We start from the raw sequence: 24,370 nt of genomic DNA on the forward strand, positions 1-24,370 counted from the left end.
CAATATGAGTAGGGAGGGGGATGGAAAACTGTTAGGTGGCGCTACCGCTTACCTAACCTACGCTGTTTGCTAGCTGTTCCGACGGGTCGAATCCGGGCGCAGCCAACCACGGCAGTTTCTTACAGGCACAAAAAAGCCCCAGCGAGTGGGGCTATTTCGTAATATGGCGGACCGGACGGGACTCGAACCCGCGACCTCCGGCGTGACAGGCCGGCATTCTAACCAACTGAACTACCGGTCCGCGGTATTGAACGTGGTGGGTGGTACAGGAGTCGAACCTGTGACCTACGCCTTGTAAGGGCGCCGCTCTACCAACTGAGCTAACCACCCCCGCTCAAGAGGTGCGTATTCTAATGAAACGGGGGCTGAGGTCAATTCCTTTTTGGCATTTTTTTCAAAAATCTTCCGTTCGCGAAAACTCTTGTAAAAGGTGGGGCTCTTGCCTCGCCAGTGTCGCTGGCGGCTTGTTATACTTCCGGCTCGCTAAAATCACCCGGGGGTGCTGTGTCGAATCACGTGTTGCGTATTAACTACATCTGGTGTCGATGGTGTCTGCTGACCTTGATGCTGGCTATGGGCGCCGGCGTTCAGGCGGCGGTGGATGTTCGTGAGTTTGATAACGAGGCCGACCGGGAGCGCTACCAGAGCTTTATCGATGAACTGCGCTGTCCCAAGTGTCAGAACCAGAACCTGGCGGGGTCCGATGCGCCGATAGCCAAGGACCTGCGGGACCAAGTCTATCGGCTGATCCAAGACGGACGGTCCGACAAAGAAATCGTGGACTTTATGGTGGAGCGCTATGGCGAGTACGTGCTTTACCGTCCGCCCCTGAGCACCGCTACGCTGGTGCTTTGGGCCGGCCCGCCGGTGGTGCTGATTATCGGCATCATTATCCTGATTTGGGTGGTCCGTCAGCGCCGGGGCGGCGATCCCGCCAACCAATCGGAATCAGTCTCGCAGAGTGAACTAAGCGCCGATGAGCGGGCCCACCTCAACGAGATTCTAAACGACACCGACAACGAGACACCGAAACGATGATGTTACCCCTATGGTTGGCCATTGCGCTGTTGACGGCCCTGGCGCTGGCGTTTTTTTTGTGGCCGATGCGTCGCAAAGCCTCCGGCTCCCACCTGGAGCGGGTTCGCCGGCACTATTTGGAAGCGAACGTCGCGCTGTTTCGGGAGCATCTGGCCGAACTGGAAGCCGCTCGGGACGCGGGGCGGCTTTCCTCGCAAGCCTTTGAGCAATTGAAGCTTGAGCAGGAGCGGGCGCTGCTGCAGGAAGAGCGCGAGCTGGCGGCCAGTCGGCCGACCCGTGGCCGAGCCTTGCCCGGCGGCCGCGTGTTGGTGATGACCACCCTGGCACTGCTAATCGCCAGCGTGGGCTTTTATCAATGGCGTGGCGCCAGTGATGATGTGAAGCTGGCGGCCATGCGCGCCGATAAGGCCATGGCGGACCGGGATGACCTGAATAACGACCGGCGAGTTGACCCGGGACGTACCTGGGCGTTGATTGAGCAATTGAAGAAGCATCTGGAAGACGAGCCGGAGGCCACGGAGTATCGCTATCTGCTGGCGTACTATTCCAGAGAGCTGGGCCACTATGAACAGGCCATTCAAGCCTACCAGGAAATTCTGGCCCAGGAGCCTGACTCCCCACGCATTCAGGCGGAGCTGGCCGAGACACTGTTTATCCGGGACGACAATCAGCTCAATGCCCGCGCCAGAACCCTGGTGCAAGAGGCGCTGGCCTCCAACCCTCAGGAAACGACGGCTCTGGGGCTGGCGGGCATCGACGCCTTTGGCAAAAAGAATTACCGCCAGGCTATCGATTATTGGGAGCGGGCGGTGGCCGTCATGGAGCCGCGCTCTGGGAACGCCATGGCCTTTCGGCGGGGTATAGAGCGAGCCCGGCAGGCGCTCGGGGAAGACGCGCCCGAGACACAAACCGACACTGACCAGGCGGAAGGCACTGCGATTCCCGTGCAGGTTCGTCTGGGAGAGGGGGTGGAGCACTCCGGGGACGAACGGGTGTTTATCTACGCCCGTGCCTGGCAGGGTTCCAAGATGCCTCTCGCCATCACTACGATCCAGGCCAAACAATTGCCAACATCCATTACATTGGATGAAACTATGGCCATGTCACCCGCCGCCTCTCTGGCCTCTGTCAGCCAGGTTGAAGTGGTGGCCCGGTTATCCAAGAGTGGAGATGCCTCCGCGCAGCCCGGAGATTGGCAGGGGAGCGTGGGACCCGTGGATCTCAGCGCTATCCCCGATTCATTGACGGTGACCATCGACGAACCCATCGCCGAATAGGGCGAATCCGTGTAGAATTCCCGCCTTTGTGATTCCCTTCCCGAGACGCCACTCGGGAAGGTTAAAATTCTAATGATTTCAATGAGCTAGCGGGCTTTGGCAAAGGCCCGCACGACCGCCCGGCGGTTGTACTCAACGCCAAGAACAGAGTGAATTAGGGACCTATGCGCCTCAAGTGTATCAAGCTGGCCGGTTTTAAATCTTTCGTCGACCCCACCACGGTCAACTTCCCCAGCAATTTGTGTGCGGTTGTCGGCCCCAACGGCTGTGGCAAGTCCAATATTATCGACGCCGTACGCTGGGTGATGGGGGAGTCTTCCGCCAAGAACCTCCGTGGCGAGTCCATGACCGACGTCATCTTCAATGGCTCCAACGCCCGCAAGCCGGTGGGGCAGGCCTCCATTGAATTGATATTCGACAACAGCGACAAGACCGTTCAGGGTGAATACGCCGCGTTCAACGAAATCTCCATTAAGCGCAAGGTCACCCGCGACGCCCAGAACATCTATTACCTGAATGGCACCAAGTGTCGGCGCCGTGATATTACCGATATTTTCCTGGGTACCGGCCTGGGGCCCCGCAGCTACGCGATCATCGAGCAGGGCATGATTTCCCGTTTGATCGAGGCGAAGCCCGAGGAGCTGCGGGTTTACATTGAAGAGGCAGCGGGCATTTCCAAGTACAAGGAGCGCCGGCGCGATACCGAAAACCGGATGCGCCGTACCCTGGAAAACCTCGAACGTCTGACCGATATCCGCGAAGAGCTTGAGCGCCAACTCAGTCGTCTGCAGCGTCAGGCCCAGGCCGCGGAGAAGTACACGGAATTCAAAAAGGAAGAGCGCCAGCTCAAGGCCCAACTACAGGCGTTGAAATACCGAAATCTGGACGATCAGGCCAAGGTTAAGCAGGAAGGAATTCGGGACCTGGAGCTGCGCATGGAGTCCTTTGTGACCGACCAGGTCAACAAGGACACCCAGATCGAGAAATGCCGCAGCCAGTACACCGAGCTGCAGGACAAGTTCAACGAAGTGCAGGGCCGTTACTACGCCATCGGCGCGGATATCGCCCGCATTGAACAGACGATCCAGCACGCCCAGGAGCGCGGCCGTCAGCTGCAAACGGACCTGGAACAGACCAACCGCGACAGTCGCGAGGCGGAAGACAGCCTGCAGTTCGACCGGGAAAAGGCCGAGGGCTGGGAAGCGGAGCTGCTGGAACTGGAACCGGAGCTCGAACTGATTCGCGCCGCCGAGGAAACCTCCGGCGATGCCCTGCAGGAGGCCGAAGAGGCCATGCAGCGCTGGCAGAGCGAGTGGGACAGCTTCAACCAGCGGGCCGCCGAGCCTCGTCAGCGGGCCGAAGTGCAGCAATCGCGCATTCAGCACCTGGAGCAGGTCCAGCAGCGGCTGTTACAGCGAATTGACCGCTTGAAGGAAGAGCGCTCCAACCTTCAGGTGGGCTCCGCCGACGAAGAAATTGAACAGCTGAACGAGCAGCTGGCCGAGCTGGACTTGGTGATCGACGAAAAACGCACCCGCAGCGAGCAGTTGGGCGACCAGTTGGACAACCAGCGCGAGGCCAACAACCGCCTTGCCGACGAGCTGGACCAGGCCCGCAGCAAACTGCAAAGCCTCCGGGGTCGGCACGCGTCTTTGGAAGCCCTGCAACAGGCTGCCTTGGGCGAGAAAAGTGAAGCCGTGGCCGACTGGCTCGCCGAGCACCAACTGACCGACAAGCCGCGCCTGGCGGAAACCCTCACCGTGTCTGATGACTGGGACAAGGCCGTGGAAACGGTGCTTGGAAACAGCCTGCAAGCGGTGTGCGTGGAAGGGCTGGACGCCGTGGCGGAAACCCTGGCCGGCCTCAGCCAGGGCGAGTTGGTGCTGCTGGATACCGACCGCCGGCCCAATGCCTCCACCGGCCGGAAAGCGGCTCGTTTGCAGGACAAGGTGCAGGCTGATTGGGATCTGAGCGACCTGCTCCAGGGCGTGTATATCGCAGAAGACCTGTCGGAAGCCTTGGCGCTGCGAGATCAACTGGAAGCCGGCGAATCGGTAATCACCCGGGATGGCATCTGGCTCGGCCCCCAATGGCTGAAAGTGGCCCGGGATACCGATGCCAGCGCGGGGGTGATTGCCCGCCGTCAGGAGCTGGAAGAGCTGGACGCGACCATAGAGGAGCGCGAAGCGGAAGTGGCCCGAGTGGACGAGGCCCGCACCGAAGGCCGTGAGACCGTCCAGAACCTGGAGCGCGAACGAGAGACCACCCGCCGCGAGGTGGACGAACAAAGCCGCAAGGCCAGCGAACTGCGCGCCCAACTAAGTGCCAAGCAGGCGCGCATTGAACAGATATCGGTCCGGCGCGAGCGGGCCGAAACCGAAATTCGCGAAGCCAGCGAGCAGATGGACCAGGAAAGCGAGCAGCTGGCCGAAGCCCGCATGATTTTGAGCGAAGCGATCGAATCCATGGAGCAGGATACGGATGAGCGCGAGCGTTTGATGCAAGAGCGCGACCGCATCCGCGGTGGGTTGGATGACGCCCGCCAGAAGGCCCGTCATGACCGGGACAAGGCCCACGAAATGGCCATGCGTGCCCAGTCGCTCAGAACTCAGCTCGACAGCATCCGCTTGGGCATTACCCGCCTTCAGGAGCAGACCCAGCGCCTGCGCGAGCGCAAGGAACAGTTGATGGAAGCCCTGGGGGAAACCCGGGACCCGGCGGAAGAGCACCAGCTCGAGCTGGAAGCCAACCTCGACAAGCGCCTGGCCGTCGAGGGCGAGCTGTCCGAAGCCCGCTCCGCCCTGGAAGCGGTCGAGCACGAGCTGCGCACGGCCGAGCAGGCCCGGCACAAGGCCGAACAGGAAGTCCAGGCGGTGCGCTCCCACCTGGAGCAGGAGCGTCTGGCGGCGCAAACCTTCGAAGTGCAGCGCTCCGGCCTGGCCGAGCAGCTAAAGGAGGAAGCCTTCGATTTGGACGCTCTGCTGGCCGAATTGCCCGAGGGCACCGACGTCAAGCCGCTGGAACAGGAACTGGAACAAATTGCCGGGCGTATTGCCCGCCTGGGGGCCATTAACCTGGCCGCCATTGACGAATACCAGACCGAGTCCGAGCGCAAACAGTACTTGGATGCCCAGGATGAAGACCTGCGCGACGCGCTGGAAACCCTGGAAAACGCCATCAAGAAAATCGACCGGGAAACCCGGACTCGCTTCAAGGAAACCTTCGACGAGGTGAACCGCTCGCTGCAAGAGCTCTTCCCGAAAGTATTCGGTGGCGGGCACGCTTATTTGGAACTCACGGGCGAAGATTTACTCGATACGGGTATCGCCATCATGGCGCGGCCCCCCGGTAAGCGAAACAGCACCATCCATTTGCTCTCGGGTGGGGAAAAGGCCCTGACGGCCATTGCGCTGGTATTCTCGATTTTCCGCCTCAACCCGGCGCCGTTCTGTATGCTGGATGAGGTGGATGCGCCGCTCGACGACGCCAACGTGGGCCGCTATGCCCGGATGGTGGAAGAGATGGCGGAACACGTACAGTTTATTTACATTACCCACAACAAGATTGCCATGGAAATGGCACATCAACTGATGGGTGTTACTATGCACGAACCGGGCGTTTCCCGCCTGGTGACGGTGGATGTGGACGAGGCGGCCGAACTTGCCGCCGTATAATGCCCCCAACGGAGTAACTGACGGAAAACGCTATGGGTGACTGGCTGACGATACTCATTATCCTGCTGATCCTCGGGATCCTGCTCGATGGCTGGCGGCGCATGCGCAACGCTCAGCGAGATTCGCTAAAAGTTTCTCGTTCCATGCGTCGCTCGAGCGCGAGCGGCACGAGAACGGGCGGGGACGACTACAACAGTGCCGAGCTGCCCAACGGGGGCGCGCGCGTGGTGGCCTACCGGGAAACTCCGGAAGATGAGCGGCCCTTCGAAGGGCAACCACCCGCCGACGAAGTGGACATGGACGATACCGAAGAAGAAGGCGAATGGCTCGATGAAGCCTACGATCCGGACCCCGAGGAAGAACACCCGACCGAAGAAGCACCGGCGGAGGCCCCCGAGACCAGACGCGGTAGCATCCCACAACAGGTAAGCTTGAACCTCGACGAGTCGGTCCCCATTTTGATGGAAACCGAAGAAGAGGAACGGGGCGATGACGGTCGTATCGAACCGACCATGGCCGAGACCCGGGAAAAATCTGAACCCGCCCGTCCCGAGCCCACAGCGAAGGCCGCCCCCAAGGCCGAGCGGCCGAAACCCTCGGCGAAGCCCTCAACGCCTAAGCCCTCGGCCGCCAAACCGACCGCTTCCAAAGCGGCGGCGCCTAAACCGGAACCCAAACCGGCACCGCCACCGGAGGAGGTGTTAATCATCAACGTGATGGCGCCCAGCGGCCAGCAGTTCCGCGGGGATGCGCTCCTGGACGCGCTGCTGGAGGCGGGCCTGCGCTACGGCGATATGAATATTTTCCACCGCTATGAGGACCCGAAAGGCGGCGGTTCGATCCTGTTCAGCCTGGCGAATATGGTCAAGCCGGGCACCTTTGATCTGGATGCGATGGATGACTTTACGACTCCCGGGGTCAGCTTGTTCATGACGCTGCCACTGGAGACGGAGAGTGTGGAACTGGAAAACGTCGAAGTCTTCGATGAAATGCTGGAAGCGGCCCGCTCCATTGCGTTTGCGCTCGGTGGCGAGATGAAAGACGAGAACCGTAGCGTATTGACCCGGCAAACCCAGGAGCATTGTCGCCAGCGAATCCATGAATTCGAGCGCAAACAGCTCTCGCGGGCCCCTTGAGGCTCGCGTCTTGAGCCGAGCTTTGTCGTCACCTGATCGGTAGGAAGCACCGCCACATGGCCAAATCCAACTCCGCCATTCCGGCTGAGAAGAGCGCCCGGGCTCAAGAGCTTCGGGCCGAGATTCAAGAACACAATTACCGCTACTACGCCCTGGACGATCCGCAGATTCCCGATGCCGAGTACGACCGGCTGATGCGTGAGCTCCAGGACCTGGAAGCGGAGTATCCCGATCTGGTCACCCCGGACTCTCCCACCCAGCGAGTGGGGCAGACGCCCTTGAGCGCCTTCGCCACCGTCACCCACGAGCGCCCCATGCTTTCCCTCGACAACGCCTTCGAGGAGGACGATTTGGTGGCGTTTGACCGCCGGGTGCGGGAACGGCTCCAGGACGAGGCCACCCTCGAATACGCCTGCGAGCCCAAGCTCGACGGCATCGCCGTGAGCCTGCTTTATCGCGATGGACTGCTGGTCCGGGGCGCCACTCGCGGTGACGGCACCCAGGGGGAAGACATTACCCAGAATGTGCGTACCGTGGACTCCATTCCCCTGAAACTGCGCGGTAAAGGCTTTCCGGCGGTCTTGGAAGTGCGCGGCGAAATCTATATGCCCAAAGCCGGCTTTGAACGTCTGAACGACACCGCGCGGGAGTCCGGCGACAAGCCATTCGTCAACCCGCGCAATGCCGCCGCCGGCAGCCTGCGCCAGTTGGACTCCCGGATTACCGCCAAACGGCCGCTGGAAATGTGTGCCTACGGCGTGGGCCATACCGAAGGCGGCGACCTGCCCGGCAAACACTCGGATATTCTCAAGGCTCTGAGTCAGTGGGGCCTGAAAATCAACCGGGAAATGGCGGTGGTGGAGGGCATCGAGGCCTGCATTGAATACTACCAGTCCCTGGGCGAGCGGCGCTCGGGGCTCGACTACGATATCGACGGCATCGTCTTCAAGGTCAATCGACTCGACCTGCAGGACGAGCTGGGTTTTGTGGCCCGAGCCCCCCGCTGGGCCATTGCCTACAAATTTCCGGCTCAGGAGGAAATGACGCGCCTGCTGGATGTGGAATTCCAGGTGGGCCGTACCGGCGCCGTGACCCCCGTGGCCCGGCTGGACCCGGTATTTGTCGGCGGGGTCACGGTTTCCAACGCGACCCTGCACAATCGTGACGAAATCGAGCGCCTGGGCGTCAAAATTGGTGATACTGTCATCATCCGCCGGGCCGGCGACGTTATCCCGCAGATCGTTTCCGTGGTGACCGGCAAACGGCCGAAAAATGCCAAAGACATCGAGTTTCCCGACCGTTGCCCGGTGTGCGACTCGCCGGTGGAGCGGGTGCCGGGGGAAGCCGTGGCCCGCTGCGACGGCGGCCTGATCTGCCCGGCCCAGCGCAAGCAGGCGATCAAACACTATGCCTCGCGCAAGGCTCTGGATATCGACGGCTTGGGCGACAAACTGGTTGAGCAATTGGTCGACAAGGACTTAGTCCAGGCGGTGGCGGACCTGTACACACTCACCCGGGAGGACCTGACCGGGCTTGAGCGGATGGGGGAGAAGTCCGCCGATAACCTGCTCGACGCCCTGGAAAAGAGCAAAGAGACCACACTGGCCAAGTTCATCTACGCCCTGGGCATCCGGGAAGTCGGGGAGGCCACCGCCCGCAACCTGGCCCAGTACTTCGGCAGCCTGAACGCACTGGCCGAAGCGGATGAGGACAAGTTGCAGCGAGTTGAGGATATCGGCCCGGTGGTGGCCCATTTCGTGGCCGAGTTCTTTGCCCAGGAACACAACCGGGAGGCGGTCAAAGCACTGCGCGAGGCCGGGGTCACCTGGCCGGAACAGGCTCCGGTGGACCGCGAATCCCTGCCGCTGGCGGGCCTGACGTATGTGATCACGGGCACCCTTGAGCACCTGACTCGGGATGAAGCCAAGGAACGTTTGCAGGCGTTGGGGGCCAAAGTGGCCGGAAGCGTCTCGAAGAAAACCGATTACCTAGTGGCGGGCCCCGGCGCGGGCTCGAAACTGAAAAAAGCCGAGGAGCTCGAGGTCGATATCATCGACGAGTCGGCCCTGATGGAGTTGTTGCAAAAATGGGAGCAAGCCTGATGCGGTACTCGGCTTTACTGGGCGTTTTGGCGCTGGCGCTGTTGAGTGGCTGTGCTTCGGCCCCGCCCAAGAGCTTGGATAATATCTGCGATGTGTTCGATGAAAAGCGCGGATGGTACAAGGACACCCGCCGCTCGGAGCGCCGCTGGGGTTCGGATATTTCGACGTTGATGGCGATCATGTACCAGGAGTCGAGTTTCAAGCCCAAGGCCAAGCCGCCGCGCACGAAGATTCTCTGGGTGATTCCGGGGCCCCGCAAGAGCAGTGCCTACGGCTACGCCCAAGTGAAGGATGAGACGTGGAAGGAGTACCAGCGCATGAGCGGCAACCACTGGGCCAGCCGAAGCCGCTTTGCGGATGCGGTGGATTTCGTCGGGTGGTATAACGCTCAGAGCCACAAACGGGTGGGCATCGGCAAGAGTGATGCGCGCAATCTGTATTTGGCCTACCACGAGGGGCACGGCGGCTATGAGCGCCGCACTTATGAGGGCAAAGCGTGGCTGGTGGGCGTGGCCAATAAGGTGGGTGAGCGGGCCAAACGTTACAAGAAGCAGTTGGAAGAGTGTGAGCGCCGGTTTAAGGGGCCTTGGTGGTGGCCGCTACGGTGATTGTGTATCGATTGAGTTTGGTGAGGTCGTAACAGGAGCGGCTATGGATCAGGAGTCTATTGTTTACGGTTGTATTAAGGATACGGCGTATTTGCCGTCTGAGGGTGAGCGGTTGGTGGTGAACCGTGAGGCGATGTTGACGTTGCCTCATGCGGATGATTGGCCGTTTTTGTCTCAGGAGATGTTTTCGATTCCGCAGGTGGAGCTCCGTCCGGGGCATTATCAGACGGAGGTGATGCATTTCGGGGCGTCCTATAAGGCGGTGGAGTATGAGTGGGATCAGTGGCTCGCGCAGTTTGAGGATTTGTTGAGCCGTATGTATTGGGTCTCGGCGACGGTACACCTGGAGACGGAGCTGTCGGGCACGCATACGTTCACTTGGGAGTCCACGGCGAACTATCACAAGCCGGGCTCAGGCGACATGCACGTCCGCTGCGAGTGGTCCCACGAAGGTGCCTTGGCTGTTTGAGGGGGTGCCAATAGTGCTTCCGGGTCGGAGTGAGGTGTATGGTACCCAGACACGCCGTAAACCCCTCCCTGGGGGCTCGAATCGCGGGTCCCCCGCTCCACGGTCTGGGTACCATACACCTCACTCCGACCCTAAGTGCCACCGTTATACGTAGGGCGTATAAGGCGAAGCCGCATCCGCCAAGAGACCGCTCGTCGCAATGAATACACCTATTGCTCGTACACACGTAGGGTAGGCAAGTGAAACGCCACCTACCAAAAAGGGCAAAATCATCCCCTGACGGGCATTAAGAGAAAGTGTGCTATCTCACCACAACTTCCAGCTCGCACAAGCTCAGGGTGGGCATACCACGGCAAGACTCTCTGACGCCTACATGGATGTAGGTGCTAGGGCGACGCAGGAAGCCAAAGCCGCCGCCTACATGGATGCCGATGAGAACCCCCCATGGACGACCCACATGGATGTGGGAAGTGTCCGTAAGCGCCCGGAGCGCGTAGGACCGGGTTTACGGCGGGTCTTGCAGGGATATGCCCACCCGGAGCGCTCCAATACGAAGTGATGAGAATTACCTACAGAACAGGCTAAACAACCGAGGCTAAAAAATGACCAACGACACCCATCCCGAATTCCGCTTCCGCCGCCTGCGCCGCACCGGCGCGCTGCGCGACATGGTCCGGGAAACCCGCGTGACGGTCAGCGACCTGATCCTCCCCCTGTTCATCGAAGAAGGCATCGACCAGCCGGTAGAAATCAGCAGCATGCCCGGCGTGGTCCGCTACCCCGAAAGCCAACTGGCCGAGAAAGTGAAGGGCGCCTGGCAGAAGGGCATTCGGGCCGTGTTGTTGTTCGGTGTGTCCCGCCACAAAGACGATATCGGGTCAGACACTTGGAACGAAGACGGGCTCATGGCCCGCATGATCCGCACCGCCAAGCAGGCCCAGCCCGAGATGTGCGTGATCAGCGATAACTGCTTCTGCGAGTATACCGACCACGGCCACTGCGGCGTGGTGCACGATCACGACGTCGACAACGATGCGACCTTGAACAACCTGCAAAAGCAGGTGGTAGTGGCGGCGAAAGCCGGGGTGGATATGATTGCCCCTTCGGGCATGCAGGATGGTATGATCGCGGCGATTCGGGTGGCGCTGGATGCCTCGGGTTACGGTCACGTGCCGGTGATGTCCTACTCCACGAAATTTGCCTCGGCCTTTTACGGGCCCTTCCGGGATGCCGTGGACAGCAACTTCAAGGGCACGCGGGCGAGCTATCAGATGGACCCGGCCAACCGGCGTGAGGCGCTGGCCGAGTCCCTGCAGGACGAAGGCGAGGGGGCGGATGTGCTGATGGTTAAGCCCGGCATCGCCTATCTCGATGTGCTGGCGGATATTCGGGCCCACTCCGAGCGGCCACTGGCGGTGTATCAGGTCAGTGGGGAGTTTGCCATGATCAAAGCCGCCGCGGCCGCCGGGGTGGTGGATGAGAAAGCCGTGGCGTTGGAAAGTCTGCTGGCGTTTAAGCGGGCCGGTGCCGACTTGATTATTACCTATTTTGCGGAAGATGCCGCCGATTGGCTGGCGCAATAGCAATTCGAGTAGCGGAGAGGGTGGAATGAAGGCGATTTATGCATTGATTGTGGCCAGTTTGCTGATGATTGTAGGCGGCATTGCGCTGATTATGAACCAGCCGCCGGTTCCAGAAGAGTCGCTTGCCGCGGGGCCCTCCCGCGATATCGGGGTGATTCCCGCTCCCGCTGAGACCGATTCGGAGATTCCTCAGCTTGAGATTGAGGCCGACCCGGGCAGCGAGCCCTGGTGTGAGCAGATGATGAATGTTCCCAACGCCGACTGGACCCAAGAGGACTCCAAAACCTTTGCCGACAATTGCATCTACGAATAATTACTGAATGTTCTTTACCGAAGAGCGTCCGTATTTTTTCAACCCCCTGACCGGAAAATACCGCGAGGTGGTGGCGGAGTGCCTGCGCCTGTTGTATCAGCGGCTGTACACCGATTTGCGCGATTACGGCTCCGGACTCAACCGGGAAGGGTTGTTGGATATCTTCAAGGAAGCCATCGCCCGCACGCCGGTGTTGGATAGTCGGGACGAGCCGGGGGACACTGAAGGCCGGTTCAAGAATCAGCGCGAACTGGCCGGCTTTATTATTAACCGTCTGCTGGAGGCCGGCTGGTTGGAGCGTCGGGTGGACGATGCCAACCTGCAAAGCAGCTACGGTTTTTCCCGCATGGGCCGGCTGTTTACTCAGCCGTTCGCGGCCAATCAGCACAATGACTTCCGTACCCGTCACCGGAACACTCGCAATACCCGCAACAGCCTACAGGCGTTTCTGGACCGGGCCGAGGTGTACGACCTGCTGGACGCTTACGAATACTCCGAGCGAATTATCAGCGACTTTACGGATGTGATTGCCGAGCTGGAAGAGCGCAAGCGTCAGCTGGTTCGCGATGTGGAAGCGCGGCAGTTGGTGCAGCAGGCCAGCGACGAATTTTTCGATTTTATGGAAAAGGTGTTCAAGCCGGACTTGGAAGTACGCCTGTCGGCGGACAGCGTGGAAAAGTACCGGGACCAGATCGCTCATATTATCAGCCGCATTCGCCGCAAACGGAAGTTTGGCCAGGGCGATGCCGCTGAAAAAGACTGGCGGGCGGTGATGGAGATGCGGTTGCGGGCATTGTTGCCTCAGCGGGTGGTGTCGGGCAGCTCCTTGCTCGAAACTCTGCTACAGGCCATTGAGACCCGGTTAAAAAACGCCTGTGAGGTCATGCTACCGGCACTGCGCAAGGCGTTGAACACCTTTACCCAGCGGGCGGATATTATCATCCGCCAGCTCAGTTATATTCACACCCAAAGCGGCGACAGTGCCCTGGAGCTGTGTCAGATGCTCTCCCAGCAGCCGCGCGAGCGGCAGGATGCGCTCTTGCGTGAACACGGCGACGGCTGGTCGGCCATGCACCTGGGCTATCTCGATCCAGGGCAACTGGTACTGCGGGAGCGGCGGGATAAAACGCCCATCCGCAGCGACCTGGACGACGAGAAGCCCCTGGACCGGGAGGCTCAAAAGCAGCTGTTTGTTCAGCAGGCGCTCGAACAGGCCTTTACCTTGCAGGGCAAAGACGTGCGCGCGTTTGTCCAGCGGGCGCTGAGTGAGTCCGGGCGCGTCAGCAGTCGGGACCTGGTAGCCGAGTCTCTGCCGGAGCTGTTAAGCCTGGCGCGGGCCAGCGAAGTGGGCGCTTCGGCGAACCTGTCTTCCGAGTTCGGCTTTCGGGTCCATCAGGACGACCAGTGGCTGCAGGACAGCCCCGGCATAACCGATGGCGGCTTCTTTACCCGCCGCGACGAATACACGATTGAACTGACCGAGGACGCTCATGAGCGGTCTGACCGATAGCCTGGAACAGGCGTTAACTGCGGAAAATCTCAGCCTGCGAGACTGGCGCGAACTGATTCAGCGCTTGCTGGATTACGGCGTGCTCTGCCGGGACGACAGCCAAGTGGAGGCGGAGCTGTACGATCGGTTTGAGCGCATCGAAGCGCTGGTGGATGAATACCTCAGCCTGATGGGTGTGCGCTTGCAGCACGACCAACGCTTTCAATTTGTTCGGCTGATTCCCCCCGGCGCGCGCGTGCCCGGTATTGAAGACGAGGCCGATGAACCCTTTAACGGGGGGTTCCGCACCCGTCTCACCCAGGCGGAAATTGCATTGGTCTTGATTCTTCGGGCCGAGTACGACAAGTCCGTGCGCGAGGGCATCATCGACGAGCAGGGCTGTGCCACCTTGTCGGTGGAAGCGGTGGCCCTGGCGAGCAAAAATCTGCTTCAGCGCAGCCTCCCAGAGAATATGGTGGAACGCCGGCAACTGTTTCGCCGCCTGCGCCAACTGCGGTTGATTCACTACGCCCACGAAGCGGACCTGGAGCAGACTGACAGCTGGATTAAGGTGCGCCCGCTGATTGTGAACCTGGTTAGCAACGAATGGCTCGATAATCTGAAACAGGCGATTGAAACCGAGGTAGCGCCAGAGCCGGAAGACTCCCCCCCGGAAGGCGCCTCCCTGTTCTCACAGAATACGTAACGCATTTCCGTAGGCCGGGTGAGCGAAGCGTCGTCCGACCTACAGACCGAAAAGACTCCCCAATTTGTGGGCACGAACACACTATGTACCTGAAAAAGTTCATTTATATCCACTGGGGCAATATCCCGAACACCGAATGCGAGTTCGGCCCCATCAACCTGTTTTCCGGGGGCAACGGCTCCGGCAAGACCACGGCGGCGGACGCTATTCAGACCGTGATGACCGCGGCCCATGACAACCTGTTTCACTTTAACCCGGGGCAGGACGAAGCCAGCCAGCGGGGACGGGGCGGCAAACAGGTGCGTACTCTGGCCTCCTACATTCTGGGCTGCGACGACGGCGCCTACGCCCGTCCGGGGGGGTGCGACGGTTATCTCGGGGCGGTGTTTTATCCCACCCCGGGAGAGACCAGCGAACCCTTTACCGCGTTGATCGGCATGCGCGCCTACCTGGAAGGCTCGGGCCAGCAACGGGTCGCGCGCCTGGACGATACCCAGTTCTTCCTGTTGCCCGGTGTTCAGCTCGCCCTCAAGGATTTACTGAAAGAAGACAAGGCGGGCCGCTACGTGCTGCCGCTGGATCGGGTCTACAGCGTATTGCGTAAGCAGTTCGGACCGGAAGCGGTGGAGAAGTACGATAAGAAAAAAGCCTACCTCGGGCGCTTGTACGGCTTGATCCGAGACCGTGCCGACGCGGTGCCCGAGCGCGAAGCGATGAATGCCGCGCGGGCCTTCTCACGCTTTATGGCCTACAAGCCCATCAAGGGCATCGACGAATTTGTGGCCAACGAAGTGCTTGAGCCTCGGGACTTGGGTGAAGCCGTCCGTTCCGTCTCCGCCATGCTCAAGCGCATTCACGGCATGGAAGCCGAAGCGCGCCAACTTCGGGATGCCATTGAACGCCTCAACCAAGGGCGCCATACCGCGGCGGCCTTTATCGACCAATGGCTCGACTGGCAGTTGTTGCATTACGGCTTGGCCAAGCGCCGCTACAGCGACTGCCAGAGCCGATACCTGACGGAAAAACGCCGTCAACAGGAGCAGCGCGAAGCGGTGGAAGCCAGCCGCCAGGCCATTGAGTTGAGCGAACAGCGCCGGGATAACCTCCAGCAACTGCTGCTGGATCTAAATACCCGGCGCCTGGGCATTCCCAGCCTGCGGGAAAAGGATCAACTGGTGCAGGAGCGTCGCGGCGAAGAGCAGCGCTTGCAGCAGTCGGCCCCGAAACTGCTGGAACAGCTTCAGCAGGTGGAGCGCAACGTGGCCAGTGCCGGCTCGCTTCGGGATGGGTTGCAGAAAACCTCTCTGGCCCTGGCTCTGCCGACATTGGCCGATAAGACCTTTGTCAAACGGCTCAAGGAAATTGCGGACGACGATCTCCGTCTGGACGTTCACGGCTGGCTGAACCAGGACTGGATTGACATCTCGCCCCTGGAAGCCCGGCTGGATGAAGCCCTGGCGCAGCAACAAAAGCACCGCCAGTGGGTGGCCAGCTGGTTTGAGGGCGTAGAAGGCCAAAGCCACCTGCGGGACCAGCTTGCGCGCGAGTGTGAAAAACGCCAACAGGCCAGCGAGCAGGCCCGTACTAAACTGGAACGGCTCGAGCGGGAAATGCGCGCGCTGGAGGCGAGAGAGGTGAGCTATCCTCCCTACGTACAGCAAGCGCTGGCTGAAATACACCGACAGTTGCCTGAAGCCGACGCGCGGGTGCTATGCGATCAAGTGGAAGTGACCGACCCTGACTGGCAGTCGGCCATTGAGGGTTACTTGGGCGGCGCCCGTTTCGGTTTGATTGTCGATCCGGATTGCGAGGCAGAGGCCATTCGCCTGGTGCGAAGCCTGCCCGGCCAGGGCCAGAAGGCCCGCGTCATTCAGGGTGAAAAAGCCCGCCGTGATGTAGAAAAACTCGGCGCCGCGCCGGAAGGCAGCGTGGTTGAGGTCATGCACTTCAGCCACGCCACGGCGGAGAATTACCTGCGCGCCAGCTACGGTGCCGTGCAACGGGTAGCCGATGCCGAGACGCTGCGCCGCACCCGGCGCGGTGTGACCCAGGACTGTCTGGGCTCGGGCAATTATTCGCTGTTTCGTTGTGATATTGCCGACAGCGATCTGGTTTTCGGCCAAAGCGCGCGGGAGCGTGCCCTGACCGCTCGGCGGGAGGAGCGCGATGCGTTGGCCCGCGAATGGGAGGCCTGCGAGCAGCTGGCCCGCGAAGCCGCCGCGTTGCTGGCCGCCGTGGATAAGGTCGCCGCACCGTCCCACGGTGACTTATTACAGCAATTGCTTAGCGCCCAACGCCGGCTGCAAACGCTGGACCAGCAATCCGAGCAGTTGGACCTCAGCGCCGGCGAAGACCTTGAACAAGAACTGGCGGCGTTAAAGGCGAAAGTGGACGAGCAGGCCGCCCAGGGGCGGGCGCTCAACGAAGAGCGGGCCAATTTGCTCGCCGAGCTCAAGAATATCGACAGCCGCTGTCACACCCTGGACCGTGACCAGGATCAAACCCTCGCGGTGGTTGAATCCTGTGAGGCGAGCCTGGAGGGGCTGGACGCCCTGGTGCCGGGCTTTGACCCGGAAGCCCGGCTAGCCGCGGTGGACGAGGATTTGCGGGAGGCCAAATATTACGAGGCGCAGCTCGCGGAAGTTCAGGGCGAGCTCAAATCCGGCATGCACCGCTTGCAGCAGGCCGTAATGCAGCACAACCAAGTGTGTCGCCAGGCCGATGCCATTGCCCTGGAACTGAATTTCAGTGATGAGTTCGGGCGGGACAACTTCGCCCGGGTATGCCAACTGCGCCGGCAGTTCGACAGCCTGTACAACCGGGACAAAAACCATATTCTTGCCCAGCGCCACAGCGAATTGCAGTCCCTGCGGGAGAGCTTCAATAACGCCTTCGTCACCAACCTCTGTCACTCCATTTACCAAGCGATTAACGATGGCAAGCGGGTACTGGAAGACCTTAACCGTGAGCTGGAACACCACCGCTTCGGTGCGGACCGCGAGCGTTTCCGCTTCGACTGGCAGTGGGTGCCGGAATTCAAGGAGTACTGGCAGTTCTTCAAGGCGATTATCGACAACCCCAGCCTGGGTGACGGGGAAACCCTGTTTGATATCAGCCTGGAGCCCAAGCACCAGAAGGTCCGGGAGCGGCTGATGTCCATGCTTCTGGATGACGATGAACAGAAAGCATTGCGGGAACTGGAGCGCTTGGCGGACTATCGAAACTACCGGCGCTATGAGATTTACAAAGAACCCGAAGGCAAGCAGCCCATCGCTTTGAGCCAGTACGGCACCGGTTCCGGTGGCCAGTTGGAGACGCCGGCGTATATTATTCGCAGCGCCGCCATTACTTCGGCTTTCCGTTTTGGCGAGGGCAACAGCCACCTGCGAATGGTGCTGGTGGACGAGGCTTTCTCCAAGATGGACGAACACCGCTCCCGGGAGGTGATTCACTACCTGACCGAGAGCCTGGGGCTACAGTTGTTGTTTATTATGCCCAGCAGCAAGTCCGGCCCCTTCCTGGAGCTGATTTCCAACCAGTTTGTGTTTAGCAAATGCGCCACCGCCGAACACACCGGGGAGCTGAAAACCCGCGTGGTGCTTGACCGCCAGGAGTGCGACCGGGCGCGAATTCAGCAATTGATGGCCAACCATCGCCAGACCATCCGCCAGCAGGCGGAGTTGGACTTTCTGGAAGAAGTTGAAGAATGATGTAACCCGGTCGTTTTTCAACAAGCTGGCGCTTCGGCGAAAACGACGCCGGAGCGGCAGTGGGCCTTTCTAGAGACAATCAACAATGATTTCAAACGAAACGCTTCAAGCCCGTTTCAACCAGCTGCGCAGCAATAAGGCGTTCGAGTTGTTCGTGGTGGGCATTATTATCTTTTCGGCGCTGGTCATCGGCGCCAAAACGTATGATATCCCCCCGCTGGTGTCCAACGCCATTGTCATCACTGACTGGTTTATTACCGTCTTCTTTCTAGTGGAAATTACCATCCGCTTTCTGGGGGAGCCGCGCAAGCGGGACTTCTTCAAGAACGGCTGGAATATTTTCGATACCACCATTGTGGTGGTCAGCCTGATTCCCATCGAAGACAGTGAGTTGGCGCTGGTGGGCCGCTTGGTCCGGGTCTTTCGAGTGCTGCGGATGGTCTCTATTATCCCGGAGTTGCGCACTTTGCTGGTGTCGCTGCTCAGGGCAATGCCGCAGTTGGGCTATGTGGCCCTGATGATGTTCATCATCTTCTACATTTATGCCGCGATCGGGAGCATGTTTTTCGCCAGCGTCAACGAGGAGCTTTGGGGCGATATCGCCATTAGTATGCTGACGCTTTTCCGAGTCATGACCTTCGAGGACTGGACCGACGTCATGTACGAAACCATGACGGACTACCCGTTCAGTTGGATCTTTTACGTCACCTTTATTTTCCTGTCAGCTTTTGCCTTTTTGAACATGATTATTGGTATTGTGGTTAATGTGTTGGATGAGCAGCACCGCAAGGAACGCCAGGAGGAGGGTGAGCCTACCTTAAAGGAGTTGCGCGACGAGTTAACGGAACTTAAAGCAATGCTTAGGGAGAAAAGTTAACCTGGTTTCGGCCGTCCTGTTTGGCTTGATACAAGGCCCGGTCGGCCCGTTCCAGCAGCTTTTCCCGGGTGTCATCGGGTTGGTATTGGGTCAGCCCCAGGCTCATGGTGATATCGATCTCCTCTCCGAAGTATTGGTAGGCCACCGCTCGGCGCAGCTCGTCGGCGACCTGGCGGGCCGCCTCCAGGGTGGTGTTGGGACAAATCAGCAAAAACTCCTCTCCGCCCCAGCGCCCCAGGCAGTCCGTACGCCGCACACGCTGACTGAGGATGGTCGCCACTTCGACCAATACCTGGTCGCCCTTGTTGTGGCCGTGCCCGTCGTTGACCACCTTAAAGTGGTCGATATCCATTAGAATCAACGCCAGAGGGGTAGGGCAGCGACTTTGGCGCTCAATCTCAGCGTCCAGGGTTTCGTCAGTGCGCATGCGGTTGTATAACCCGGTGAGGGGGTCGGTAGTCGCCAAACGCTGCATTAACCGGTTAGTCTCTTCCAGTTCTCGGGTACGCTCCTTGACCAACCGTCGCAGCACTTGGCTTCGCTCCTCCAGTTCCTTGAGCGGATAGCCTTCATTCTCTCCATGAGCCTGAGAGGGCTGCGACAGGTGCTTGTGTTCGAGCACCCAGGCCCCGTCGATCCAACGCATCACCAATGAGAAACGAATGTTCAACAGACTGGCGGCCTGGTTTAGATAGGTAAAATGCCAATCCATCTCTCCCATCACCACACCAACATCGTCGGTTAAAGGCTGCGCTTGAATATGCTGTAGGCAGTATTCAATCGGGCTGGGGAGCGCGTCGGTATCCGCTTGGTACAGCTCCAGCGCTCGCTCCACGCTGTAGACCTGCTCTTGGGCACCGGTACCGAACCCGGTGATTCGGTTGCTGGCCAGGGCCGCCGAAGCCTCGGGATCCCGGTGACACAGAAAGGTGTCGAAATAAAGGCGCGCGGCCGAAATAAGCGTTTCAGAAGTGGGACTATAATCCATGTGTGTAACGAACCCTTGTTACTCAGATCTGCATTCCAGACTCTCATTCCAACGTTCTGTTCCCAAAGCGCTCGCCGGCCGCAGCCTGACTGTCCCTTTAAATCAGGTACTATTTAAATCAGGTACTATAAAGGTCAGCAAGGTTAGCGAACACCTGGCAATTTGTTAATATGCACGCCAAGTGCTCGGAACAGTGCCCTGAGTATAGCTGAAAGACTGAGCGACGCGACCTGTCGGCCGAATTCAATGTGTAGAGGAGCTCCCGTGAGTCAAACGGATGCGATTGTGCAACGACTGGATGCCTTGCTCGGGCATCTCGAGAGGCTGGTTCCGCCGGTGACTCCGGCGCCTAATTGGAGCGCTCAGGCGTTTCGTTGGCGGCGAGTCAATGGCCGGGGCCACCTGCAGGCGGTTCGCCACCCGCACCGGGTGGCGTTGGCGGCGCTTCAGAATATCGAGCCCCAGAAAGAGGCGCTGGTGCGCAACACGCGGCGTTTCGTGGAAGGGCAGCCGGCCAATAATGTGCTGCTGACCGGCGCCCGGGGGACCGGGAAGTCGACCTTGATTAAGGCGGTCTGGAACGAGTTTTCCGGACGCGGACTCAAGTTGATTGAGGTGGACAAGTCGGACCTGCCCGAGCTGACCGATATTCTCATAATGTTGGAAGACCGCCCCGAGCGGTTCATCCTGTTTTGTGACGACCTGTCGTTCGAAGAAGGGGATGCCAGCTACAAGGCCCTGAAATCCGCCCTGGACGGTTCCATTGCCGCTCCTTCCGAGAACGTTCTTTTTTACGCCACTTCCAACCGGCGCCACTTGTTGCCCCAGAGCATGCGCGATAATTTGGATGTGAGCTACGAAGAAGGGGAGCTTCGCCCAAGCGACAGTATTGAGGAAAAAACCTCGCTCTCGGACCGCTTTGGCCTCTGGCTGAGCTTTTATCCCTTTAGTCAGGAGGAGTATCTGGCGGCGGCGCGCTACTGGGTGGAGGCCATGGGAGGACGCTGGAGCAATGAGGCCGAATCCAGCGCACTGCTATGGCACCGTACCCGTGGCGCTCGCAGCGGCCGGGTGGCTTGGCAGTTTGCCCGGGACTTTGTGGACGTGCGTTGAGTGAGGCATCTACGGCTATCCGAATCAGCCGTGCACCCCATTAGTGATACCCGTAGCCTTGAATGATACGCTCGGCCGTATCGCTTTGCAGGAACGTCAACAGAGCTTTGGCCGCCTCGCTATCGGCGCCGGTTTTTAATAACACCGCGTCCTGGCGAATGGGACTGTGGTGGCTGGAGGGAACCCGCCAAACCGAACCTCCCTTGAGTTCGCCATTCTCCAGTACCTGAGACAGCGCGACAAAACCGATATCGGCGTTGCCGGTGTGAACAAACTGGTAGGTCTGGGCGATATTTTCCCCTTGGACCCACCGGGGGCGGGTCGCCTCGGCCAGCCCCAGGCTCTGCAGCACTTCCACTGCGGCGGCGCCGTAGGGTGCCAGCCGGGGGTTGGCGAGGGCGAGTTTATTGAAATCGCCTTCGCGTAGGACTTGCCCCCGCGAGTCCACCCGGTCCGGTTGGCGGGACCAGAGCGCCAGCGCCCCCAACGCATAAGTAAACCGGGTGCCCTCAGCGGTCCAGCCTTCGCGCTCCAGGGCTTTCGGTTTGGCTTGATCGGCGGAGAGAAAAACCTGGAAGGGCGCCCCATTGCGGATTTGCGCATAGAACTTACCCGACGCTCCAAAAGATAGCCTGACGCGGTAACCCGTCTCGCGCTCAAAGCTCTTAACAATGTCTTTCATCGGTGCCGTAAAGTTGGAGGCAACGGCAACGTGCAGCTCTTCTACGTCGCTCGTGCAAGCCTGTGCCAAAAGCGCCAACAAGCCCACCAGGCACGCCCTGATTGAACGGCCAGTGCGGGAGGGGCGTGGGCTTGATGGGGTCAAAACGTTCATAACGTCCCGAAAAGGTGTGGCTACCGTCGCATTAAACGGCGATGGAATCGTACACAACAACTTTGCGCCAAAGGTGAGAGCACTCTTCCACAAACTTTTCGTGAATGGGGTGAGTTTGATAGGCGTTCTGCCCCTCCACATCATCAAAGAACAGCAGCTCCGAGACCTGGTAGCTGTTATCGACCACTTCCCGCTCTTCCGTGGAAGCCGGCACGCCGATGTGAATACCCTTGACGGTGTCGATGTCTGCCAGCGTCTTGAGCCCGGCAATCAAGGCGTCGCGGTCCTCTTTTGACTCCGGGTTTTTCAGCCAGAAGAACACCGTATGAGTCAGTTTGGGAAGTGTGTCCGGGCCGGAGTGATCGTGGTGCTTTGCCTGCACACCGGGGACCACGGCGGCGGCACTGAAAGCCGCGGCGCCTGTGAGGAACTGCCGACGGTTGGTTTTGGTGGTCATTGTTTTTCTGCTCCTTTGTAAATGCCGGTATCCGCAAGAATAACCAGTTGATCGTGAGGCTGAATCGCCAGGGCCGCTTCCCGGTTGGGGTTTAAGTGCAATTGTCGGACGCCTTGCGAAGAATGGTGCAACACGCCCAACGCCGTCTCCCCGCGCTCGCCGGCCAGTGTTTCCAGCTTCCAAAAGGGCACTGGCCCTTTAATACCGTAGTGTTCCGGCGCCCGAAATACAATCTCGGCGCCGCCTTCGGTAAACAGCTCGTCAAATACCAGGCGCAGCTCCGGGCGCAGCGCTACTTGGGCAAGCAAGTGGCTCAGAATCAGAGGGCTGATAATCGTCTCGCCCCGTTGTTGGCCGAGCAAAATGGCGTTGTCCGGGTCACTGAGCTCAAGCAACAGGTGAGGAGGGTTGTCCACGTCTTGAAGGTGCTCTTCAATAATGCTCTGCCCCACGATGGCGCGGGCATCGGCCTCTTCCCCGCTGCCCAGCCGGTCGCTGCTGATCAGCACAATACTGTCATACTGGGCGGGGTCGATGTCGTGCAGTTCGCCTTCGAGCATAAAGTCCGTTTGGATATGGTGGCAGTGCGCCCGAACCTTGCCGTTGTGATAGCGGATGATGGCTTTGTCGCGCTCTTCGGGCGGCACGATGGAGACAATGTCCAGATCAAAGCGGTAGTGGCGGTAACTGCCCAGCTCGTGCACCAGCGCTGGCAGCCGTTCATTCCACCCCAGAATGAGTACTCGGCGGCGATGCTGGCGGCTGGAGGGGGCCTGCTTGGGGTCGGGGCCCCGGCGCTCCACCGGGTTCAGCCGATGCCCGCTGGCCTTGAGAGGCTGGGTGTCCTCCAATTCCTGGGCGATCATAATGACTTTGTCTTCGGCTCGCACCGGCGTATTCGAAGGGGCGTTGAGGTGTACCTGCCATTGGCCCTGGCGGCGCGTCAGCACTCCACAAACCACGGCGCGCGGGCACGCCATGGCGACGCTGGATAGGGTTTCCCCGCCGAAGTGTTCGCCGCTGCGCACGTAGAATTCGTTACCGCTTTGGTCTGCCAGCAGCTCGTTGTAGATTTCCGATAGCCCCGGATGAATCAGGTTCTGGGCCATAAGGCTGGCGATGGTGACATCCCCGGCGACCACCTGAAGGGGGCCGTCATAGGCACGGCGGGCAATGGGGAGCTTGCGCAAATCCTGGATTTCCGCCACCACAAACGGGCGGGAAACGCCCTGGGCGCGGGCCTGGGCATCCAGCGACATCAGGGCCTTAACGGTTTCCACATCGGAGCTGACCAGGCTGCCCAGTTCGTGTGCTTCACTGGGAATAATAACCGCGGCGGCGTTCAGGCAGGCGGCGCGGTGGAGCGCATCGGGCTGCAGGGGACTGCCGGAACGCAGCACAATGTGTTTCGCCTTGCGGCCGATGCCCGGCTCGTTGCGTAGCTCCTGGGCCTGGGCGGCGGACATTTGCTCGGCGAGCACGACCAGTTTCAGGCGGGAGCTGTCCCGTCCCAATAAGTGTTTGCGCATACTGCCGGAGGCGCTGAGCAGTTCACGAATCAAGGGCAGGGTGCGGCTGTTCCAGCCGAGAATGACCACATGATTGCGATAGGCAACCGGCGTCATGCCGCGCTCGAGCTCGGTCATGCGGGCGATCAGCGAGCGAGTAAGAATGGCCACCAGCGTACCCATAAACACCACATAACCGCTGATGGTGAGGAGCGTGGAAACCGCTCTAAGCCAGGAGCCTTCATCGTCGCCCAAGTAGCCCGGATCGGTCAGCCGCAGAAAGGCCCACCAGATGGCATCTCCCACATCCTCTCCCTGTCCAGCGGGGAAGGCGAGCAATCCGCCTGCCAGAGAAATCAGGCCGATAATGGCGCCGACAACCAGCAACTGGAAGAGCGCCCCTTTGACGAACTGGCGCTCGACAAAAAACTTGGCCCGGTCTATAAAACGCAACGGCAGCATTGTGGCTCCCAAACTCCATTGAGAC

18 protein-coding genes and 2 tRNA genes are annotated in these 24,370 nt (G+C 60.0%); 14 read left to right on the top strand and 6 right to left on the bottom strand.

Annotated features, from left to right (window positions below; all coding sequences use genetic code 11):
- Positions 1 to 164: 164 nt before the first annotated feature.
- Positions 165 to 241: transfer RNA gene (locus tag AAE514_RS15280), tRNA-Asp, on the bottom strand.
- A gap of 13 nt (positions 242 to 254) precedes the next feature.
- Positions 255 to 330: transfer RNA gene (locus tag AAE514_RS15285), tRNA-Val, on the bottom strand.
- A gap of 174 nt (positions 331 to 504) precedes the next feature.
- On the opposite strand from AAE514_RS15285, the gene AAE514_RS15290 reads away from it, so the two are divergent.
- From AAE514_RS15290 to AAE514_RS15350, 13 genes are all read left to right on the top strand, one after another.
- Positions 505 to 1,038, top strand: a complete 534-nt coding sequence (locus AAE514_RS15290; protein WP_347332423.1) for a cytochrome c-type biogenesis protein — start codon at positions 505 to 507, stop codon at positions 1,036 to 1,038.
- Complete coding sequence (gene ccmI / locus AAE514_RS15295; RefSeq protein WP_347332424.1) at positions 1,035 to 2,315, top strand: c-type cytochrome biogenesis protein CcmI; 1,281 nt, start codon at positions 1,035 to 1,037, stop codon at positions 2,313 to 2,315. The genes AAE514_RS15290 and ccmI overlap by 4 nt, the downstream gene beginning before the upstream one ends.
- Before the next feature lie 164 nt (positions 2,316 to 2,479).
- Positions 2,480 to 5,989 carry a chromosome segregation protein SMC gene (gene smc / locus AAE514_RS15300; protein ID WP_347332425.1) on the top strand — a complete coding sequence of 1,170 codons (3,510 nt, stop codon included), beginning with the start codon at positions 2,480 to 2,482 and terminating at the stop codon, positions 5,987 to 5,989.
- A 32-nt stretch (positions 5,990 to 6,021) separates the two neighbouring features.
- A complete protein-coding gene (zipA, locus tag AAE514_RS15305) occupies positions 6,022 to 7,125 on the top strand; it encodes a cell division protein ZipA (RefSeq protein WP_347332426.1) in 1,104 nt (367 codons plus the stop codon).
- Between the two features lie 56 nt (positions 7,126 to 7,181).
- Entirely contained in the window at positions 7,182 to 9,227 is a 2,046-nt protein-coding gene (gene ligA / locus AAE514_RS15310; RefSeq protein ID WP_347332427.1) for an NAD-dependent DNA ligase LigA, read from the top strand.
- Complete coding sequence (locus tag AAE514_RS15315; RefSeq protein WP_347332428.1) at positions 9,227 to 9,835, top strand: transglycosylase SLT domain-containing protein; 609 nt, start codon at positions 9,227 to 9,229, stop codon at positions 9,833 to 9,835. The genes ligA and AAE514_RS15315 overlap by 1 nt, the downstream gene beginning before the upstream one ends.
- 43 nt (positions 9,836 to 9,878) lie before the next feature.
- On the top strand, positions 9,879 to 10,304 hold the full coding sequence (locus AAE514_RS15320) for a hypothetical protein (protein WP_347332429.1): 426 nt from the start codon (positions 9,879 to 9,881) through the stop codon (positions 10,302 to 10,304).
- Between the two features lie 602 nt (positions 10,305 to 10,906).
- Positions 10,907 to 11,887, top strand: a complete 981-nt coding sequence (gene hemB / locus AAE514_RS15325; RefSeq protein ID WP_347332430.1) for a porphobilinogen synthase — start codon at positions 10,907 to 10,909, stop codon at positions 11,885 to 11,887.
- Between the two features lie 25 nt (positions 11,888 to 11,912).
- A complete protein-coding gene (locus AAE514_RS15330; RefSeq protein WP_347332431.1) occupies positions 11,913 to 12,200 on the top strand; it encodes a DUF3012 domain-containing protein in 288 nt (95 codons plus the stop codon).
- Positions 12,201 to 12,207: 7 nt separating this feature from the next.
- A complete protein-coding gene (locus AAE514_RS15335; RefSeq protein ID WP_347332432.1) occupies positions 12,208 to 13,710 on the top strand; it encodes a Wadjet anti-phage system protein JetA family protein in 1,503 nt (500 codons plus the stop codon).
- Positions 13,691 to 14,395 (top strand): DUF4194 domain-containing protein, encoded by a 705-nt coding sequence (locus AAE514_RS15340; protein ID WP_347332433.1) that lies wholly within the window; start codon positions 13,691 to 13,693, stop codon positions 14,393 to 14,395. The genes AAE514_RS15335 and AAE514_RS15340 overlap by 20 nt, the downstream gene beginning before the upstream one ends.
- 83 nt (positions 14,396 to 14,478) lie before the next feature.
- Positions 14,479 to 18,105, top strand: coding sequence for an ATP-binding protein (locus AAE514_RS15345; RefSeq protein ID WP_347332434.1), 3,627 nt, complete (start codon positions 14,479 to 14,481; stop codon positions 18,103 to 18,105).
- An 85-nt stretch (positions 18,106 to 18,190) separates the two neighbouring features.
- Positions 18,191 to 18,982, top strand: coding sequence for an ion transporter (locus tag AAE514_RS15350; RefSeq protein WP_430623907.1), 792 nt, complete (start codon positions 18,191 to 18,193; stop codon positions 18,980 to 18,982).
- Here the strand turns inward: AAE514_RS15350 and AAE514_RS15355 are convergent.
- The gene (locus tag AAE514_RS15355; RefSeq protein WP_347332435.1) at positions 18,966 to 19,970 is read right to left on the bottom strand and encodes a diguanylate cyclase; all 1,005 of its coding nucleotides are present in this window, start codon (positions 19,968 to 19,970) and stop codon (positions 18,966 to 18,968) included. The two genes, AAE514_RS15350 and AAE514_RS15355, sit on opposite strands and share 17 nt — an antisense overlap.
- 264 nt (positions 19,971 to 20,234) lie before the next feature.
- Between AAE514_RS15355 and AAE514_RS15360 the strand changes: the two genes are divergently transcribed.
- Positions 20,235 to 21,083: an ATP-binding protein gene (locus tag AAE514_RS15360; protein ID WP_347332436.1), complete on the top strand. Its 849-nt coding sequence runs from the start codon at positions 20,235 to 20,237 to the stop codon at positions 21,081 to 21,083.
- 40 nt (positions 21,084 to 21,123) lie between these two features.
- Here AAE514_RS15360 and modA read toward each other — a convergent pair whose 3' ends face one another.
- The 3 genes from modA to AAE514_RS15375 are packed head-to-tail and all read right to left on the bottom strand — an operon-like array spanning position 21,124 to position 24,345.
- Positions 21,124 to 21,918, bottom strand: coding sequence for a molybdate ABC transporter substrate-binding protein (gene modA / locus AAE514_RS15365; protein WP_347332437.1), 795 nt, complete (start codon positions 21,916 to 21,918; stop codon positions 21,124 to 21,126).
- A gap of 31 nt (positions 21,919 to 21,949) precedes the next feature.
- Positions 21,950 to 22,375 carry a Dabb family protein gene (locus AAE514_RS15370; protein ID WP_347332438.1) on the bottom strand — a complete coding sequence of 142 codons (426 nt, stop codon included), beginning with the start codon at positions 22,373 to 22,375 and terminating at the stop codon, positions 21,950 to 21,952.
- Positions 22,372 to 24,345, bottom strand: a complete 1,974-nt coding sequence (locus AAE514_RS15375) for a CASTOR/POLLUX-related putative ion channel (protein WP_347332439.1) — start codon at positions 24,343 to 24,345, stop codon at positions 22,372 to 22,374. The genes AAE514_RS15370 and AAE514_RS15375 overlap by 4 nt, the downstream gene beginning before the upstream one ends.
- Positions 24,346 to 24,370 lie beyond the last annotated feature (25 nt).

This window comes from Marinimicrobium locisalis (assembly GCF_039822625.1).
GTDB lineage: Bacteria > Pseudomonadota > Gammaproteobacteria > Pseudomonadales > Cellvibrionaceae > Marinimicrobium > Marinimicrobium locisalis.

Coding starts and splice junctions, on each gene's coding strand:
- smc (WP_347332425.1), top strand. CDS start 2,480: ATGCGCCTCAAGTGTATCAAGCTGGCCGGTTTTAAATCTTTCGTCGAC.
- AAE514_RS15345 (WP_347332434.1), top strand. CDS start 14,479: ATGTACCTGAAAAAGTTCATTTATATCCACTGGGGCAATATCCCGAAC.
- AAE514_RS15335 (WP_347332432.1), top strand. CDS start 12,208: ATGTTCTTTACCGAAGAGCGTCCGTATTTTTTCAACCCCCTGACCGGA.
- ligA (WP_347332427.1), top strand. CDS start 7,182: ATGGCCAAATCCAACTCCGCCATTCCGGCTGAGAAGAGCGCCCGGGCT.
- hemB (WP_347332430.1), top strand. CDS start 10,907: ATGACCAACGACACCCATCCCGAATTCCGCTTCCGCCGCCTGCGCCGC.
- AAE514_RS15350 (WP_430623907.1), top strand. CDS start 18,191: ATGATTTCAAACGAAACGCTTCAAGCCCGTTTCAACCAGCTGCGCAGC.
- AAE514_RS15320 (WP_347332429.1), top strand. CDS start 9,879: ATGGATCAGGAGTCTATTGTTTACGGTTGTATTAAGGATACGGCGTAT.
- ccmI (WP_347332424.1), top strand. CDS start 1,035: ATGATGTTACCCCTATGGTTGGCCATTGCGCTGTTGACGGCCCTGGCG.
- AAE514_RS15355 (WP_347332435.1), bottom strand. CDS start 19,970: ATGGATTATAGTCCCACTTCTGAAACGCTTATTTCGGCCGCGCGCCTT.
- AAE514_RS15375 (WP_347332439.1), bottom strand. CDS start 24,345: ATGCTGCCGTTGCGTTTTATAGACCGGGCCAAGTTTTTTGTCGAGCGC.
- AAE514_RS15330 (WP_347332431.1), top strand. CDS start 11,913: ATGAAGGCGATTTATGCATTGATTGTGGCCAGTTTGCTGATGATTGTA.
- zipA (WP_347332426.1), top strand. CDS start 6,022: ATGGGTGACTGGCTGACGATACTCATTATCCTGCTGATCCTCGGGATC.
- AAE514_RS15370 (WP_347332438.1), bottom strand. CDS start 22,375: ATGACCACCAAAACCAACCGTCGGCAGTTCCTCACAGGCGCCGCGGCT.
- AAE514_RS15315 (WP_347332428.1), top strand. CDS start 9,227: ATGCGGTACTCGGCTTTACTGGGCGTTTTGGCGCTGGCGCTGTTGAGT.
- AAE514_RS15340 (WP_347332433.1), top strand. CDS start 13,691: ATGAGCGGTCTGACCGATAGCCTGGAACAGGCGTTAACTGCGGAAAAT.
- modA (WP_347332437.1), bottom strand. CDS start 21,918: ATGAACGTTTTGACCCCATCAAGCCCACGCCCCTCCCGCACTGGCCGT.